The organism is Streptomyces sp. NBC_01520, from assembly GCF_045040375.1.
GTDB lineage: Bacteria > Actinomycetota > Actinomycetes > Streptomycetales > Streptomycetaceae > Streptomyces.
In genome coordinates this window covers 2136174-2151180 of the sequence record NZ_CP109404.1, presented here as the reverse complement: position 1 = coordinate 2151180, position 15007 = coordinate 2136174, and the positions used below count along the sequence as shown (strand labels likewise).

The following is a 15007-nucleotide window of genomic DNA, read 5'->3' as shown; positions in this document are numbered from 1 at the left end:
GCATGCGTACGGTCCTCGTCACCGGCCCCGGCGGCGCAGGCCGTACCACCGTCGCCGCGGCGACGGCGCTGGCGGCGGCCCGCACCGGCCGCCGCACACTCCTGGTCTCCGCCGACGCCGTCCCCGGCCTTCCGGAAGGCACCGGACCCACCGAGGCCGCAGACGGTCTCCACCACGCCCGCGTCGACTCGGCCGAGCACTTCCGCGGCGAACTCGTCGCACTCCAGGAACGGGCCTCCGGCGTCCTCGACCTGCTCGGTGCCCGCCGGCTGGACGGCGAGGAACTCACCGAACTGCCCGGCAGCGCCCAGCTCGCCCTCCTGCACACCCTGCGCCGGGCGGCCGAGGGCGACTGGTCCGAGGACGGCTACGACGTCCTCGTCGTCGACCTCCCCCCGCTGGCCGACGCCCTCGCCCTGCTCGCCCTGCCCGGACAGCTGCGCCGCTACCTGCGCCGCCTCCTGCCCCAGGAACGCCAGGCCGCCCGCGCGCTGCGCCCGATGCTCGCGCAGCTCGCCGGAGTCCCCATGCCGGCCCAGTGGCTGTACGAGGCCGCCGCCCGCAAGGACGCCGAGCTGGCCGCCGTCGAGGCCCTGATCGGGGACACGGCGACGACCGTACGGCTGGTCGCCGAGCCCGGACCCGCCGCCGAGGACGCCCTGCGCGCCGCCCGCACGGGACTGGCCCTGTACGGACTGCGCGTCGACGGCCTCGTGGCCAACCGCGTCCTGCCCCGGCACTCGTCCGACCCCTGGTTCGCCGATCTCGCCGCCCGCCAGGAGAAGTGCCTGGTGAGCTGGCAGGAGAGCGGTACGCCGCTGAGCGAGGTGGCCCACCTCGGGCGTGACCCGCGGACCCTCGACGACCTCGCCCTGCTCGACGCGATACCCGCACCGGACGACCGGACACCGGGCCGCGCCGACGACCCCTGGTGGACGGAGGACTCCCGCGACGAGGACGACGGCGTCCTCGTCTGGTGCCTGCCGCTGCCCGGCGCCGTCAAGGAGGACCTCCGCCTCGTCCGCCGGGGCGACGAACTGCTCCTCACCGCGGGCCCGTTCCACCGTGTCGTCCGCCTGGAGTCCGCACTGCGCCGCTGCACCGTCTCCGGAGCCGCGCTCACCGACGGTGTTCTCCGTGTCCGGTTCACACCGGACCCCGCGCTCTGGCCCCGGACACCCTGAACGCCGTATCACCGTTCGGGTAACGTCGGTAGTACGTGGCCCGTACGGCCAGCACAGGCAACCGCGTCGCAGGAGTCCGTCATGAGTGAAGCCACCGATCGTCCCGTCGACGACGACGCGTGGGCGGAGGCCTGCGCCGAGGACCTGGAGGCGGAGAAGGCCCGCCGCCGTGCGCAGTACGGACCGCAGCCCGGCTCCGCCGCGGAGGAGCTGCGCAAACTGATCGACGCGGTCGCCGACAAGGTCTCCGAGTTCCGGTCGCCGCTGCTCGGCATGGCCGCCCAGGGCACCGTCCAGCAGGTCATCCGGCAGGCCAGGTCCGCGGTCGAGCCCGTCATCGAGCGCAATCCGGACCTCTTCGGCCATCTCGCCGCCGCGGGCAACGAACTCCTTGCCGCCTACCGCTCCGCCGTCGAGGGCCAGGAGAGCCGCTGGACCCGCGGAACCGAGGGCGCGGGAGGCACCGCCGGGGACGCCCCGGGCACGTCCGGTCCGGCGAAGAAGGCCGCCGACGACCCCTCCGACCCGCGTGACGAGGGCTCCGGCGGCAGCGAACACATTGACCTGGACTGACCCAGGGCCGGAAATACCCGTCCCGGGCTCGGGTACGGTTGGCCGTAGCGGGGCTCGACCGAAACTGAGGGATTCATGGGACTCACCATCGGCGTCGATATCGGCGGCACGAAGATCGCGGCTGGAGTGGTCGACGAAGAGGGACGGATCCTCTCGACGTTCAAGGTATCGACCCCGCCGACGGCCGAAGGCATCGTCGACGCGATCAGCTCGGCCGTGGCCGGAGCCAGTGACGGTCACGACGTCGAAGCCGTCGGCATCGGCGCGGCCGGATACGTCGACGACAAGCGCGCCACCGTGCTGTTCGCCCCGAACATCAATTGGCGGCACGAGCCGCTGAAGGACAAGGTCGAACAGCGCACCGGCCTGCCGGTCGTCGTCGAGAACGACGCCAACGCGGCTGCCTGGGGCGAATACCGCTTCGGTGCCGGCCAGGGGCACGACGACGTCATCTGCATCACGCTCGGCACCGGCCTGGGCGGCGGCATCATCATCGGCAACAAGCTGCGCCGTGGACGCTTCGGCGTGGCTGCGGAGTTCGGTCACATCCGGGTCGTCCCGGACGGACTGCTCTGCGGCTGCGGCAGCCAGGGCTGCTGGGAGCAGTACGCCTCCGGGCGCGCGCTCGTCCGGTACGCGAAGCAGCGCGCCAACGCCACCCCGGAGAATGCCGGGATCCTGCTGGCGCTCGGCGACGGCACGGTGGACGGCATCGAGGGCAAGCACATCAGCCAGGCCGCCAGGCAGGGCTGCCCGGTGGCCGTCGACTCGTTCCGTGAGCTGGCCCGCTGGGCCGGCGCCGGACTCGCCGACCTGGCCTCGCTCTTCGACCCGTCGGCGTTCATCGTGGGCGGTGGCGTCTCGGACGAGGGCGAACTGGTCCTCGACCCGATCCGCAAGTCGTTCCGGCGCTGGCTGATCGGCGGCGAGTGGCGTCCGCACGCGCAGGTCCTGGCAGCCCAACTGGGCGGCAAGGCAGGCCTGGTGGGCGCCGCCGACCTGGCCCGCCAGGGCTAGGGTCCTACGCTTGGATCAGGCCGCGCCCCCGCAGGCCCGGCCCGATCCGGACGAGAGGACCACGCAGCACTCCGACGCCCGTCGCGCCCTCCGGGGAGCGGCGGGCGTCCGCCGTATCGTGCCTCGCATGGTCACGACGCCGATGCCGCTGCCCGACTCCCGCACCGAGCCGGACGGTTCGGCCGTCATCCGGGTGCTCAGCTACAACGTCCGCTCGCTGCGCGACGACACCGAGGCCCTGGCCCGCGTCATCCGCGCCTGCGCACCCGATCTGGTGTGCGTCCAGGAGGCCCCGCGCTTCTTCCGCTGGCGCAAGGCCGCCGCCCGGCTCGCCGCCATGACCGACCTGGTGATCCTCGGCGGCGGCGCCCCCGCGGCCGGTCCGCTGCTCCTCTGCTCCCTGCGCGCCACCGTGGAACGCACCGAGGACGTCCTGCTGCCGCTCACCCCCGGGCTGCACCGGCGGGGGCTGGCCACGGCGGTGGTACGGATCGCCGGGGCCCGGCTCGGCGTGGTGAGCTGTCATCTGAGCCTGCGGCGCGAGGAACGGCCGGCCCAGGCAGAGCTCCTGCTGGACCGTGTCGAAGCGATGGGTGTCCCGCACGCCGTCGTGGCCGGCGACCTCAACGACGTACCGCGGGGGAAGGCCTTCCAGCGGCTGGCCGGGCGGTTCCAGGACTGCTGGGCCGTACGGCCGTGGGGCGGCGAGCACACCTTCCCGCCCCACGCCCCGGCCAGGCGCATCGACGCGGTGTTCGCGACCGGCGGGATCGAGGTGCTCGGCTGCGGTGTGCCCGCGGCCCTGCCCGGCATCACCGACGCGGATCTGAGGGCGGCCACGGACCACCTGCCCGTCCTGGCCGCACTCAGGGTGCCGGCCGGGGACTGAGGGGGCGCGCCGGACGCCCCGGCCCGTGTGGACCGGGGGCCGACTCGGCCGCCGGGACCGTGCGGCCCGGTCAGACGACCGCGCCGGAGCCCGGGATGTCGTCGTCGTCCTCGTCGTCATGGGGCATACGGGCCACCAGGGTGGCGAAGCCGCCCAGGAAGCCGCCGATGGAGAGCGTGGTGAGCCACCACGTCATCTCCCACTGCAGCAGCACCGCGACGAGCATCAGCACCGGGCCGCCGACGACCGCGAGCCAGGCGAACTTCGCCGTGACGTCGGCCTCCGGCAGCGGCGGCGGCTCGGGCGGGACGAAGTGCCCCTCCTCGCTGTCGTCCGGGTCGTCGCCGTCGCCCTCGGCGGACTCCGCCACCTCGTAGTCGCGCGGACCGGCGACCCCGGGCGCGAAGACGACCGAGCTGCCCAGCGACTTCTTCTCCGGCGGCCTGCCGGGCGCCTTCTTGCCGGAACCCTTGTCCGCGTCCTCCCCGGCACCCGGGTCCGACCCCGGCAGGGTGTTGAGCTGGTCGTCCTCCAGCAGCGCGAGGTCCTCTATCGACTTGAACGGCTTGGCGCCCGGCGGGTCCGGCGGCTCCTCGCCGTATCCGGCGACGATCGCCTCCCAGGCCGCGGCCTCGTCGAGCTGCCCGCCCTCCTCCGTGCCCTCGGGGACAGCCGTCCCCTCCGTGGGGCGCGGTTCGCGCTCCTCGTCACTGCCCGCGCGCTCCGCGTCGTGCTCAGCCACCGGACGTGCTCCCCTTCTTGCCGACGCTGGGTGCGAGGCGGCCGATGAACCGGTAACTCTCATCGAAGATCCGCTCCGCATCGTGGTCCAACGTCGCCACGTGGTAGCTCTGTTCCAGCAGGATCTCCTCGACGTCCCTGGACGACACCCGGCTGAGGATCCGTGCCGAGTCGGCCGGCGGCACGACATGGTCCTGCGGGCTGTGCAGCAGCACGATCGGCTGCGTGACCTGAGGCAGCTGGGCGTCGACCAGCCGGAAGAACTTCCGGACCGAGTGCGCGGCGTGCAGCGGAACCCGGTCGTAACCGACCTCTTCGGAACCCTCCAGCGCGATATCGCTGGTCAGCCCCTTCGTCGTCCGCACCAGGTGCCGGGCGACCGGCAGGGCGTACGCGGCCAGGCCGTGCACCTTGTTCGCCGGGTTCACCAGGACCAGGCCCCGGATCGCGTCGCCGTGCTTCGCCGCGAGGCGCAGCGACAGCGCGCCCCCCATGGAGAGCCCGAAGACGAAGACCTGCTCGCACCGGGCCAGCAGAACGCGCAGCTCCCGGTCCACCTCCGCGTACCAGTCCTGCCAGCCCGTGACCGCCATGTCCTGCCAGCGTGTGCCGTGTCCCGGCAGCAGCGGGAGGGACACGGTCAGCCCGCGCTCCGCCAGATAATCGGCCCAGGGACGCATCGACTGCGGTGAACCGGTGAAACCGTGACAGAGGAGGACGCCGACCTCTCCGCCCTCGTGGCGGAACGGCTCGGCTCCAGGGAGGACCGGCACCGGGGTCTCCTGTTCATGAGCGGGACGGGGCGTGCGGGGGGAGTGCAAAAGGATTACCTCACCGTACGCGACCGGACCGACACCGACCAGGGCCGTCACCACCCGAGCACCACCGCCCGGGGGCCGTCCGCGGCGGACGGAGCCCCACGCCCGGGCGGAAGAGGCCGGGGGCCCCACAGGCTAAGGTCTGACCGACAGCACACAGGAGGCACCCGAGTGATCTACGGCGCAATGAAGTTCTCCATCGGCGGGTCCCTGAAACTCGCCTTCCGGCCGTGGGTGGAGGGCCTGGAGAACATCCCCGAGCAGGGGCCGGCGATCCTCGCGAGCAACCATCTGTCGTTCTCAGACTCCTTCTTCCTGCCGGCCGTCCTCGACCGCAAGGTGACCTTCATCGCCAAGGCCGAGTACTTCACCTCACCCGGCGTGAAGGGCAAGCTCACCGCCGCGTTCTTCAAGGGCGTCGGCCAGCTCCCGGTGGACCGCTCCGGCGGCCGGGGAGCGGGCGAGGCGGCCATAAAGGCGGGCATCCAGGTCATCGAGAGCGGCGGGCTCTTCGGTATCTACCCGGAGGGCACCCGGTCGCCCGACGGCCGCCTCTACCGGGGCAAGCCCGGCGGTCTCGCCCGGGTGGCCCTCGCCACCGGCGCACCCGTCATCCCCGTCGCGATGATCGACACGGAGAAGATCCAGCCGCCCGGTCAGGTGGTGCCCCGGCTGATGCGGCCCGGCATCAGGATCGGCAAGCCGCTCGACTTCACCCGTTACCAGGGCATGGACGGCGACCGCTTCATCCTGCGCTCGGTGACCGACGAGGTCATGTACGAGATCATGAAGCTCTCCGGCCAGGAATACGTGGACATCTACGCGACCGCGGCCAAGAGGCAGCTCGCCGACGAGGCGAAGAACAAAGGCACGGAACGGTCCGGCGCGTAACCGCGTCGCGCACCGTCCCGGGCGGCAGGGGAATCGGGGGAGGGACCATGGCCAGGCGTGAGCGGGTCGTACGGATGTCGGTCGAACAGCCGCTGTGGCGGGCGCTGACCGCGTACCGCGTACTGACCCTGATCTACGCGGTGCTGCTCGCCGGCTTCCGCGACAAGACGTACGACCGGCCCTGGGTGGCCTTCGCCTTCCTCGCGGTCCTCGCCGTGTGGACGCTGATCACGCTCCCCAGGGTGGCCAACGCGGCGAGCTGCACCAAGCGCTTCCTCGGCATCGACCTCACCGTCGCCCTGACCGGGATCCTGCTGACCCCCCTCGCCGACTTCAGCGCCCAGCGGGTCGACGGCCCGACCCTGCCGTCGATCTGGACCGCCGGCTCGGTCCTCGCCTTCGCGCTCAAGGGCGGCTGGCGCTGGGCGGCCTTCGCCTCCACCCTCGTCGCCGCCGCCAACATCGTCGAGCGCGGCGAGCCCAGCTGGGACACCTTCCACAACGTCCTGCTGGTCTGGGTCGCGTCCATCGCCATCGGGTACGTCGTCGAGGTCGCCCGCGCCAGTGAACGCACCCTCGCCCGCGCCCTGGAGATCGAGGCCGCCACCCGCGAACGCGAACGGCTCGCCCGCGACATCCACGACAGCGTCCTGCAGGTCCTCGCCATGGTGCAGCGCCGCGGCACCGCGATGGGCGGCGAGGCCGCCGAGCTGGGCCGGATGGCCGGGGAGCAGGAGGTCGCGCTGCGCACCCTGGTCTCCAGCGGCCTGGTGCCCACCACCCGGGTCTCCGAGGACAGCGCCGAGGGCGCCGTGGTCCGCGCCGTGGAGGTGGACCCGGACGGGGAAGGGACCGGGACGTCCGACTGCGACCTGCGTGCCCTCCTCGCCCCGCACGCCGGAACCCGGGTCAGCTTCGCCGAGCCGGGCGCCCCGGTGCTGCTCGCCCCCGCGGCGGCGCGTGAGCTCGCCGCCGCGGTGAGCGCGGCCCTGGACAATGTGAGGGTCCACGCCGGACCGGACGCGCAGGCCTGGATCCTGGTCGAGGACGAGCCGGACGAGGTGATCGTCACGGTCCGGGACGACGGGCCCGGCATTCCGGAGGGCCGGCTGGACCAGGCGGAAGGGGAGGGCCGGCTCGGAGTCGCGCTCTCGATCCGCGGACGGCTGCGCGATCTGGGCGGCACGGCAGAACTGATCTCGGTACCCGGCCAGGGCACCGAGGTCGAACTGAAGGTTCCGAAGGTTTCACGGGGGAAGGCAGGATCGGTCCGATGAGCACACCGAACACCCAGGCGTCCGAGGCGCGGCCCATCAAGGTCATGGTCGTCGACGACCATCCGATGTGGCGCGACGCGGTGGCCCGCGATCTGGCCGAGGCCGGCTTCGACGTCGTCGCGACCGCCGGGGACGGCCCGCAGGCCGTGCGCCGGGCCGGGGCTGTGAACCCCGACGTCCTCGTGCTCGACCTCAACCTGCCCGGCATGCCCGGCGCCCAGGTCTGCAAGGAGCTCGTGGGGTCCCGCCCCGGGCTGCGCGTCCTGGTGCTCTCCGCCAGTGGCGAGCACGCCGACGTGCTGGAGGCGGTGAAGTCCGGCGCCACCGGCTACCTGCTCAAGTCGGCCAGCACCCAGGAACTGACCGAAGCCGTACGCGCCACCGCGGCCGGCGACCCGGTATTCACCCCCGGGCTCGCCGGACTGGTCCTCGGCGAGTACCGCAGGCTCGCCTCCGACCCCGCCCCGGCCGCCTCGAACGAACCGAAGGTTCCGCAGCTCACCGACCGCGAGACCGAGGTGCTGCGGCTGGTCGCCAAGGGACTCTCGTACAAACAGATCGCCGAGCGCCTGGTCATCTCGCACCGGACCGTGCAGAACCACGTCCAGAACACCCTGGGCAAGCTGCAGCTGCACAACCGCGTGGAGCTCGTCCGGTACGCGATCGAGGCCGGCCTCGACGACGTCTGACGGCACGGCGAGGCGGACGGAGGCCGGGGGTCCTCTCCGGCTGAGCGGCGCTCCGGGGGTGCGGGCCGTATATTCGCCAGGGTCCGTACCCCCACCCCGGGAGAGACGTCGTGGAAATCCTCGCATTCGGTGTGCAGTCGGACGAGAAGCCGCTGATCGAGAAGGCCTTCGCCGGGCAGCACGACGTGCGCTGCCTGGACGTCTTCCTCACGAAGGACACCGCCCCGATCGCGGCCGGCTACGAGATCATCTCGACCAGCGTCAACGCCGACCTCGGCAGCCCGGTCCTGCAGACCCTCGCGGCGGGCGGCACGCAGATGATCGCCCAGCGCTCCACGGGCTTCAACAACATCGACCTCGACGTCGCCGAACGGCTCGCCCTCCAGGTCGCCCGGGTCTCGTACTACTCGCCCCACTCGGTCGCCGAGTTCGCCTGGACCCTGGCCATGGCCGTCAACCGCCGTATCGTCCGCGCGGTGAGCCGCACCCGGGACTTCGACTTCCGCCTCGACGGACTTCTCGGCCGGGACATGCACGGCCGCACGGCCGGAGTGGTCGGAACCGGCAAGATCGGCGAGGCGTTCACCCGGATCGCCCACGGCTTCGGCATGAACCTGCTGGGCTGGGACGTCGCCGAGAACCCGGCCTGCACCGAGCTCGGCATGACGTACGTCGACAAGGAGCGGCTCTTCGCCGAGGCCGACCTGGTCAGCCTCCACGTGCCGCTGCTGCCCGCCACCCACCACATCATCGGCAAGGACGCCCTGTCCTTGATGAAGGACGACGCGATCCTGGTCAACTCCAGCCGCGGCGGTCTCATCGACTCCACCGCGCTCGTCGCCGAGCTGCGGGCCGGACGTTTCACCGGTGTCGGACTCGACGTGTACGAGGCGGAGGCGGGACTCTTCTACGTCGACAAGTCCCTGGAGGGCATCGACGACGACACCCTGGCCAGGCTCGTCACCTTCCCGAACGTCATCGTGACCTCGCACCAGGCGTACTACACGACCGACGCCGTGGGCCAGATCATCGACGCGACCGTCCGTAACGTCGCCGACTACCTCGCGGGCCGACGCAGCGAGAACGTCCTCGTCCCCAAGCTCCCGGCCGCCCCGTAAGGGCCCCGGCGCTCCGGGGCCCCACGAGGCCGGCCCCTCAGCCGGGCACCGGCAGCGCCGTCAGCAGCTCGGTCACGATCGTGGCGCCCCGCAGCGTCAGCACCGACTCCGGGTGGAACTGGACCGAAGCGAAGCCCCGCCCCCGCAACGCGTGCAGCTCCCCGGAGGCCGGGTCCCGGCTCACCTCGATGCCGTGGGCACCCAGCTCGGCCGTCGCCGCCTCGTCGCACCGCGCCGTGAAGCTGTTGTAGAAGCCCACGGTCTCCGGGCGGCCGAACAGCTCGATCCGGGTCTGTGCCCCCTGGTACGGCACGGCCTTGCGCACGATCTCCAGGCCCAGCTCCGCCGCGATCAGCTCATGGCCCAGACAGACACCCAGCAGACCGTGCCGGTGGTCCCGCACCAGCTCGGCGGTCAGCCCGCGCAGCAGCCGCATCTTCGGATCGGACACGTCCCCCGGATCACCCGGCCCGGGACCCAGCACGACGGGCCCCCGGTGCGCCCGTACGGCGTCGCGCAGCCCCGGATCGTCGTACCCGCGCACCGACACGGTCAGACCCGAGGAGCGCAGCAGATGCGCCAGCATGGCTGTGAAGGTGTCCTCGCCGTCCACCACCAGCGCATGGCCGGTCAGCTCCCGCGTGCGCTCCTGCATCCGCAGCCAGAACGGGGCGAGTCCGCCCCGCCGGTCGTCCAGGGCCGCCTGCACCCGCGGATCGGAGGCCAGCCGCGGACGGTCCGCCTCCGCCTCCGGCCGGCCCGGCCGGACGCCCAGCGCCGCCAGCACCCCGGCCGCCTTCGCATGGGTCTCGGCGACCTCGCCCGCCGGGTCGGAGTGGCGCACCAGTGTCGCCCCGACCGGCACCCGCAGGCGGCCGTCGGCCGCGATGTCGGCCGTGCGGATCAGGATCGGCGAGTCCAGCGTCTGCGTACCGTCCGGCTCCCGGCGCAGCAGGGCCAGGGCGCCCGCGTAGTAGCCGCGGCCCCCTGGCTCGTACCGCTCGATCACCCGGCAGGCGTTCTGCACGGGGGAGCCGGTGACCGTCGCCGCGAACATGGTCTCCTTCAGGACCTCGCGCACATCCAGCGAGGAACGCCCGCGCAGTTCGTACTCGGTGTGGGCGAGGTGGGCCATCTCCTTGAGGCGGGGGCCGACCACCACGCCGCCCATGTCGCCGACGGTGCACATCATCTTGAGTTCCTCGTCGACCACCATCGAGAGCTCCTCGGTCTCCTTGCGGTCGCCGAGGAAGGCCAGCAGGCCCTCGGCGGTCGGCCCGCCGGCCGGGTAGCGGTACGTCCCGCTGATCGGATTCATCACGACCGTCCCGCCGGACATCCGCACATGGACCTCCGGGCTGGCGCCGACCAGCGTCCGGTCCCCGGTGTGGACGACGAACGTCCAGTACGCCCCGCGCTCACCGGCCAGCAACCGCCGGAACAGCGCCAGTGCGTCCGCTCTGCCGAACCCGGGGATCTCACCTCCGAAGGTCCGCCGGATCACGAAGTTGGCGCCCTCGCCCCGTCCGATCTCGTCCTCGACGACCCGCCGGACGATGTCCGCGTACTCCTCGTCCGGGACGTCGAAGGCGCCGTTCTCGACCCGCACCCCATGGGAGGGCAGCTGCGCGAGGACCTCGTCCAGCGGCAGCTCGTAGGCCTCGTCGGCGGTCAGCACGGCCAGTGGGGTCCCGTCGTCGCGCACGTCGAAACCGCGCTCGGCGATCTGCCGGAAGGGCACCAGGGCCAGGGTGGGCCGCTCGCCCACCGGGATCCCGGCGAGGCGGTCCACCTCACGCACCCCGCCGATCAGGACCTCGACGGTGTCGTGGTCCCGGCCGGGTGTCCGCCTGCGGAGCAGCGCGAAGGGCGGGGAGCCGTCCCGGAGCAGTCGCTGGACGAGGTCGGTGACAGGGATGTGCTCGGCACGGTCGGGCATGGGCGTTCCTTCCGGATGGAGGAACGGCTCCCGGCTCCGAAACGCAGAGAAGGCCGCCCCTCGGGCGGCCTTCGCGAAGTCTGTACGCGCGATGAATCAGCGGGCCGCCGGATGAGCGGTCCACCACCAGTTCTGGGTCGTCTGCGCGAACATGTCCCGAACCCTAGCGGATGCACCGGACAAACGAGCGTGTGTCTCAGTAGTTGAGCGCGCGGCGGAACGGCGTCGCCGACCCCGTAATGTTGTGGGCGTGACCGTGAACGCCAATACCTCCGTCGCCGGTGGCAACACCTGGCGAGACCTTCCCGCGGCGCAGCAGCCCGAGTACCCCGATGCCGAGGCTCTGCGCGATGTGCTCGCGGACCTCGAGTCGTATCCTCCGCTCGTCTTCGCCGGCGAGTGCGACCAGCTGCGTGCCCGCCTGGGAGCCGTCGCCAAGGGCGAGGCGTTCCTGCTGCAGGGCGGTGACTGCGCCGAGGCCTTCGACGCCGTGTCGGCCGAGCACATCCGGGCCAAGCTGAAGACGCTGCTCCAGATGAGTGCCGTCCTCACGTACGCGGCCTCCGTGCCCGTCGTCAAGATCGGCCGGATCGCGGGGCAGTACTCCAAGCCGCGCTCCAAGCCGACCGAGACCCGCGACGGCGTGACCCTGCCGACCTACCGCGGCGACTCGGTGAACGGCTTCGCCTTCACCGAGGAAGCCCGTATCCCGGACCCCGAGCGGCTGAAGCGGATGTACCACGCGTCCGCCTCCACGCTGAACCTGGTCCGCGCCTTCACCACCGGTGGCTACGCCGACCTGCGCCAGGTGCACGCCTGGAACCAGGACTTCGTGAAGTCCTCGCCCTCCGGCCAGCGTTACGAGGCACTGGCCCGTGAGATCGACAACGCGCTGAACTTCATGAAGGCGTGCGGCACGGACCCGGCCGAATTCAAGGCGGTCGAGTTCTACGCCTCGCACGAGGCACTGCTGCTGGACTACGAGTCGTCGCTCACCCGCACCGACTCGCGCACCGGGCGGCTGTACGACACGTCGGCCCACATGGTCTGGGTCGGTGAGCGCACCCGGCAGATGGACGGCGCGCACATCGAGTTCGCCTCGAAGGTCCGCAACCCCGTCGGCATCAAGCTCGGCCCGACGACCACCGTCGACGAGGCGCTCGGCTACGTCGACCGTCTCGACCCCGAGCGTGAGCCGGGCCGGCTGACCTTCATCGTGCGCATGGGTGCCGACAAGGTCCGCGACAAGCTTCCCGAGCTGGTCGAGAAGGTCACCGCCTCCGGCGCCACCGTGGTGTGGGTGACCGACCCGATGCACGGCAACACCTTCGAGGCCGCGTCCGGCCACAAGACGCGCCGTTTCGACGACGTCCTGGACGAGGTCAAGGGCTTCTTCGAGGTGCACAAGGGCCTCGGTACGCACCCGGGCGGCATCCACGTCGAGCTCACCGGTGACGACGTCACCGAGTGCGTGGGCGGCGGCCACGAGATCTTCGTGGACGATCTGCACCAGCGCTACGAGACGGCCTGCGACCCGCGCCTCAACCGCAGCCAGTCCCTCGACCTGGCGTTCCTGGTCGCCGAGATGTACCGCGACCAGTAGGAACCGCCCGCGACGACGCCTGTGGGGCACGGATCCATGTGATCCGTGCCCCACAGTCGTTCCCGGGGCTTTCACGCGCCGGTGGTGACGGGTAAGGTTAGGTTAGCCTCACCGAGAAGTCGGGGACGGCGCCGCGATCGACCCCGCCCGGGAGGTGAACCGCATGTACGTCTGCTCCTGCTTCGGCATCACCGAGCAGCAGGTCAAGCAGCATGCGGACGACGGCGCGTGCACGCCCCGCCAGATCGCCTCCGCGTGCAAGGCCGGCACGGACTGCGGCGGCTGCGTCCGCCGGATCCAGGCGCTCCTCGGCCGTGGCGACTGCCCGCGCCGTGAGCTCCTGGAAGGCCGTACGGAGCCGACGGGCGCCCCGTCCGGTGCGCCCGCCCTCTTCGGTACCACGCCGGACGTACGGCTCTCCGACGCCGCCTGAGCGACCCGCCGGTCCGGGACGGCGGCCCCGGCCGGATCAGCTCTCCGGCTGCTCGATCAGTTGCGCGATGTAGAGCGGCTCCCCGAGCTTCTCCACCAGCTCCAGCTGGGTGTCGAGGTAGTCGATGTGGTGCTCCTCGTCCTCCAGGATGGATTCGAAGATGTTCGCCGACGTGATGTCGCCCTTGCCGCGCATCACCTCGATGCCCCGCTTGAGACGGTCGATCGCCTCCACCTCGACCTGACGGTCGGCCTGGAACATCTCGGTGACCGTCTGGCCGACCCGCACATGGAAGAGCCGCTGGTAGTTGGGCAGCCCGTCCAGGAAGAGAATCCGGTCGGTGAGGATCTCGGCGTGCTTCATCTCGTCGAACGACTCGGCCCGGGTGTACTTGGCGAGCTTCGTCCAGCCGAAGTTGTCCTGCATCTTCGCGTGCAGGAAGTACTGGTTGATGGCAGTCAATTCGGCGGTCAGCTGTTCGTTCAGGAACTCGAGGACCTCGGGGTCGCCCTGCATCGCAGAGGCTCCTTCCAACCGGTGAACTGGGCATGTTTGCGCCGCATCCTCGCATCGCGCCCGGCGGCCGTCCAGTAAGTGCACGCTTAGTATGAGTTGCCCGAATCGGCTCTCCCCTGGTCATGACCACCCCTGCCTGTCTGTCACCATGGAGGCATGGGTCAGCCGGAAAGCCGGGAACGCGGCACAGCAGAGCAGTCCGGGCTACCGCCGGGGCAGCGACTGCAGCGTGGCTGGCCGGTCACCCATTACGGGCCGGTGCCCAAGTTCAAGCCCGACCGCTGGGAGTTCCGGGTCTTCGGGGCCACGGCCGACGGCGAGAAGCACTGCTGGAATCATCAGGAATTCTCGGCACTGCCGTTCTCGTCCGTTGTCGCCGACCTCCACTGCGTGACGAAATTCAGCATGCTCGGAGCCGAATGGGGCGGAATCCAGGCCCGCGCGATCGTGGAACTGGCACCGCCCGCGCCCCATGTCACCCATGTGATGGTCTGGGCCGAATACGGATTCAGCTCGAATCTGCGACTGGCCGACTTCACCTCGGACGGGACGCTCTTCGCCACACACAAGGACGGTGAACTCCTCACCGCGGAACACGGATTCCCGCTGCGGCTCGTCGTCCCGCACCTGTACGCCTGGAAGGGCCCGAAATGGGTCCGTGGCATCGAGTACATGACGGCCGACCGCCGTGGCTTCTGGGAGGAGCGCGGCTACCACAACATCGGCGACCCGTGGAGTGAGCAGCGCTACTCCTACCAGGAAGAGCCCGGGGACGGCCCCGAGCTCTGATCCCGGAGTGCCGGACCGCCTCAGTGGTGGTACGCGTGCACCACGGCGTGGCCCTTGCCGCGGCCGATCATCCACTTGTTGACCGGTGTCGTGACGACGAACGCGGCAACCAGTGCGATGGCCAGCACCGCCCAGAACTTCACGTCCGACAGATGGGCGTCCATCGCCCCCGGCCACAGGGCGATCACCCCGTTGTCGATCAGTTCCATCACGGCGATGGACAGGGTGTCGGCGGCCAGGGCCACCCGGACGGCCGTGCGGAGACCGACCCCGGAGCCCAGGATTCCGCGCAGCGTCAGCGCGTAACCGAAGAAGAACGCCAGGACGATCGCGAGCACCATCGTCTGTGTGTTGCCCCAGCCGAGCGCGGTGCCGATCACCATGCCCAGGACCTCGCCGATCGCACAGCCGGTGAGGCAGTGCAGGGTGGCCCGGGCGGCCATGGCCCAGCTCGCGGCGCCGCCCGCGTGGTCGTGCCTGCCGTGGTGCGAGTCGTGCTGCATGAATACCCCCAGGGCCGGATCGCGAGG

Annotated in this window: 17 protein-coding genes; 11 read left to right on the top strand and 6 right to left on the bottom strand. The window is 71.2% G+C overall.

Going from position 1 to position 15007, the window contains the following annotated elements; genetic code table 11:
- The first annotated feature begins 2 nt into the window (after positions 1 to 2).
- From OG524_RS09775 to OG524_RS09760, 4 genes are all read left to right on the top strand, one after another.
- Positions 3 to 1184: an ArsA-related P-loop ATPase gene (locus OG524_RS09775; protein ID WP_405391331.1), complete on the top strand. Its 1182-nt coding sequence runs from the start codon at positions 3 to 5 to the stop codon at positions 1182 to 1184.
- An 81-nt stretch (positions 1185 to 1265) separates the two neighbouring features.
- A complete protein-coding gene (locus tag OG524_RS09770; protein WP_405391332.1) occupies positions 1266 to 1757 on the top strand; it encodes a DUF5304 domain-containing protein in 492 nt (163 codons plus the stop codon).
- Positions 1758 to 1832: 75 nt separating this feature from the next.
- Positions 1833 to 2774 carry an ROK family glucokinase gene (locus OG524_RS09765; protein WP_405391333.1) on the top strand — a complete coding sequence of 314 codons (942 nt, stop codon included), beginning with the start codon at positions 1833 to 1835 and terminating at the stop codon, positions 2772 to 2774.
- 127 nt (positions 2775 to 2901) lie between these two features.
- Positions 2902 to 3663, top strand: a complete 762-nt coding sequence (locus OG524_RS09760) for an endonuclease/exonuclease/phosphatase family protein (RefSeq protein ID WP_405391334.1) — start codon at positions 2902 to 2904, stop codon at positions 3661 to 3663.
- A 70-nt stretch (positions 3664 to 3733) separates the two neighbouring features.
- On the opposite strand, the gene OG524_RS09755 is transcribed toward OG524_RS09760, so the two are convergent.
- Together OG524_RS09755 and OG524_RS09750 are read right to left on the bottom strand one after the other, a co-directional pair.
- Positions 3734 to 4405 carry a hypothetical protein gene (locus OG524_RS09755; protein WP_405391335.1) on the bottom strand — a complete coding sequence of 224 codons (672 nt, stop codon included), beginning with the start codon at positions 4403 to 4405 and terminating at the stop codon, positions 3734 to 3736.
- Positions 4398 to 5177 (bottom strand): alpha/beta hydrolase, encoded by a 780-nt coding sequence (locus OG524_RS09750; protein WP_405391336.1) that lies wholly within the window; start codon positions 5175 to 5177, stop codon positions 4398 to 4400. The genes OG524_RS09755 and OG524_RS09750 overlap by 8 nt, the downstream gene beginning before the upstream one ends.
- A gap of 216 nt (positions 5178 to 5393) precedes the next feature.
- Between OG524_RS09750 and OG524_RS09745 the strand changes: the two genes are divergently transcribed.
- From OG524_RS09745 to OG524_RS09730, 4 genes are all read left to right on the top strand, one after another.
- Positions 5394 to 6113 (top strand): lysophospholipid acyltransferase family protein, encoded by a 720-nt coding sequence (locus OG524_RS09745; protein ID WP_405391337.1) that lies wholly within the window; start codon positions 5394 to 5396, stop codon positions 6111 to 6113.
- Positions 6114 to 6160: 47 nt separating this feature from the next.
- Entirely contained in the window at positions 6161 to 7390 is a 1230-nt protein-coding gene (gene macS, locus OG524_RS09740) for a MacS family sensor histidine kinase (RefSeq protein WP_405809859.1), read from the top strand.
- A complete protein-coding gene (locus tag OG524_RS09735) occupies positions 7387 to 8079 on the top strand; it encodes a response regulator (protein ID WP_405391339.1) in 693 nt (230 codons plus the stop codon). The genes macS and OG524_RS09735 overlap by 4 nt, the downstream gene beginning before the upstream one ends.
- A gap of 110 nt (positions 8080 to 8189) precedes the next feature.
- Entirely contained in the window at positions 8190 to 9197 is a 1008-nt protein-coding gene (locus OG524_RS09730) for a 2-hydroxyacid dehydrogenase (RefSeq protein ID WP_405809857.1), read from the top strand.
- A 37-nt stretch (positions 9198 to 9234) separates the two neighbouring features.
- Here the strand turns inward: OG524_RS09730 and OG524_RS09725 are convergent, their stop codons facing one another.
- Both OG524_RS09725 and OG524_RS09720 read right to left on the bottom strand, forming a co-directional pair.
- Positions 9235 to 11136 carry an anthranilate synthase family protein gene (locus OG524_RS09725; protein WP_405809855.1) on the bottom strand — a complete coding sequence of 634 codons (1902 nt, stop codon included), beginning with the start codon at positions 11134 to 11136 and terminating at the stop codon, positions 9235 to 9237.
- Positions 11137 to 11232: 96 nt separating this feature from the next.
- Positions 11233 to 11289 carry a trp operon leader peptide gene (locus tag OG524_RS09720; protein WP_124277238.1) on the bottom strand — a complete coding sequence of 19 codons (57 nt, stop codon included), beginning with the start codon at positions 11287 to 11289 and terminating at the stop codon, positions 11233 to 11235.
- A 103-nt stretch (positions 11290 to 11392) separates the two neighbouring features.
- On the opposite strand from OG524_RS09720, the gene OG524_RS09715 reads away from it, so the two are divergent.
- On the top strand, positions 11393 to 12739 hold the full coding sequence (locus OG524_RS09715) for a class II 3-deoxy-7-phosphoheptulonate synthase (protein ID WP_405393253.1): 1347 nt from the start codon (positions 11393 to 11395) through the stop codon (positions 12737 to 12739).
- Positions 12740 to 12902: 163 nt separating this feature from the next.
- Positions 12903 to 13172 (top strand): bacterioferritin-associated ferredoxin, encoded by a 270-nt coding sequence (locus OG524_RS09710; RefSeq protein ID WP_405391342.1) that lies wholly within the window; start codon positions 12903 to 12905, stop codon positions 13170 to 13172.
- A 36-nt stretch (positions 13173 to 13208) separates the two neighbouring features.
- Here OG524_RS09710 and bfr read toward each other — a convergent pair whose 3' ends face one another.
- Positions 13209 to 13688: a bacterioferritin gene (bfr, locus tag OG524_RS09705; protein WP_007451289.1), complete on the bottom strand. Its 480-nt coding sequence runs from the start codon at positions 13686 to 13688 to the stop codon at positions 13209 to 13211.
- Positions 13689 to 13844: 156 nt separating this feature from the next.
- Between bfr and OG524_RS09700 the strand changes: the two genes are divergently transcribed.
- On the top strand, positions 13845 to 14477 hold the full coding sequence (locus tag OG524_RS09700; RefSeq protein WP_405391343.1) for a sulfite oxidase-like oxidoreductase: 633 nt from the start codon (positions 13845 to 13847) through the stop codon (positions 14475 to 14477).
- Positions 14478 to 14497: 20 nt separating this feature from the next.
- On the opposite strand, the gene OG524_RS09695 is transcribed toward OG524_RS09700, so the two are convergent.
- On the bottom strand, positions 14498 to 14980 hold the full coding sequence (locus tag OG524_RS09695; protein WP_405391344.1) for a DUF4396 domain-containing protein: 483 nt from the start codon (positions 14978 to 14980) through the stop codon (positions 14498 to 14500).
- Positions 14981 to 15007: the final 27 nt, after the last annotated feature.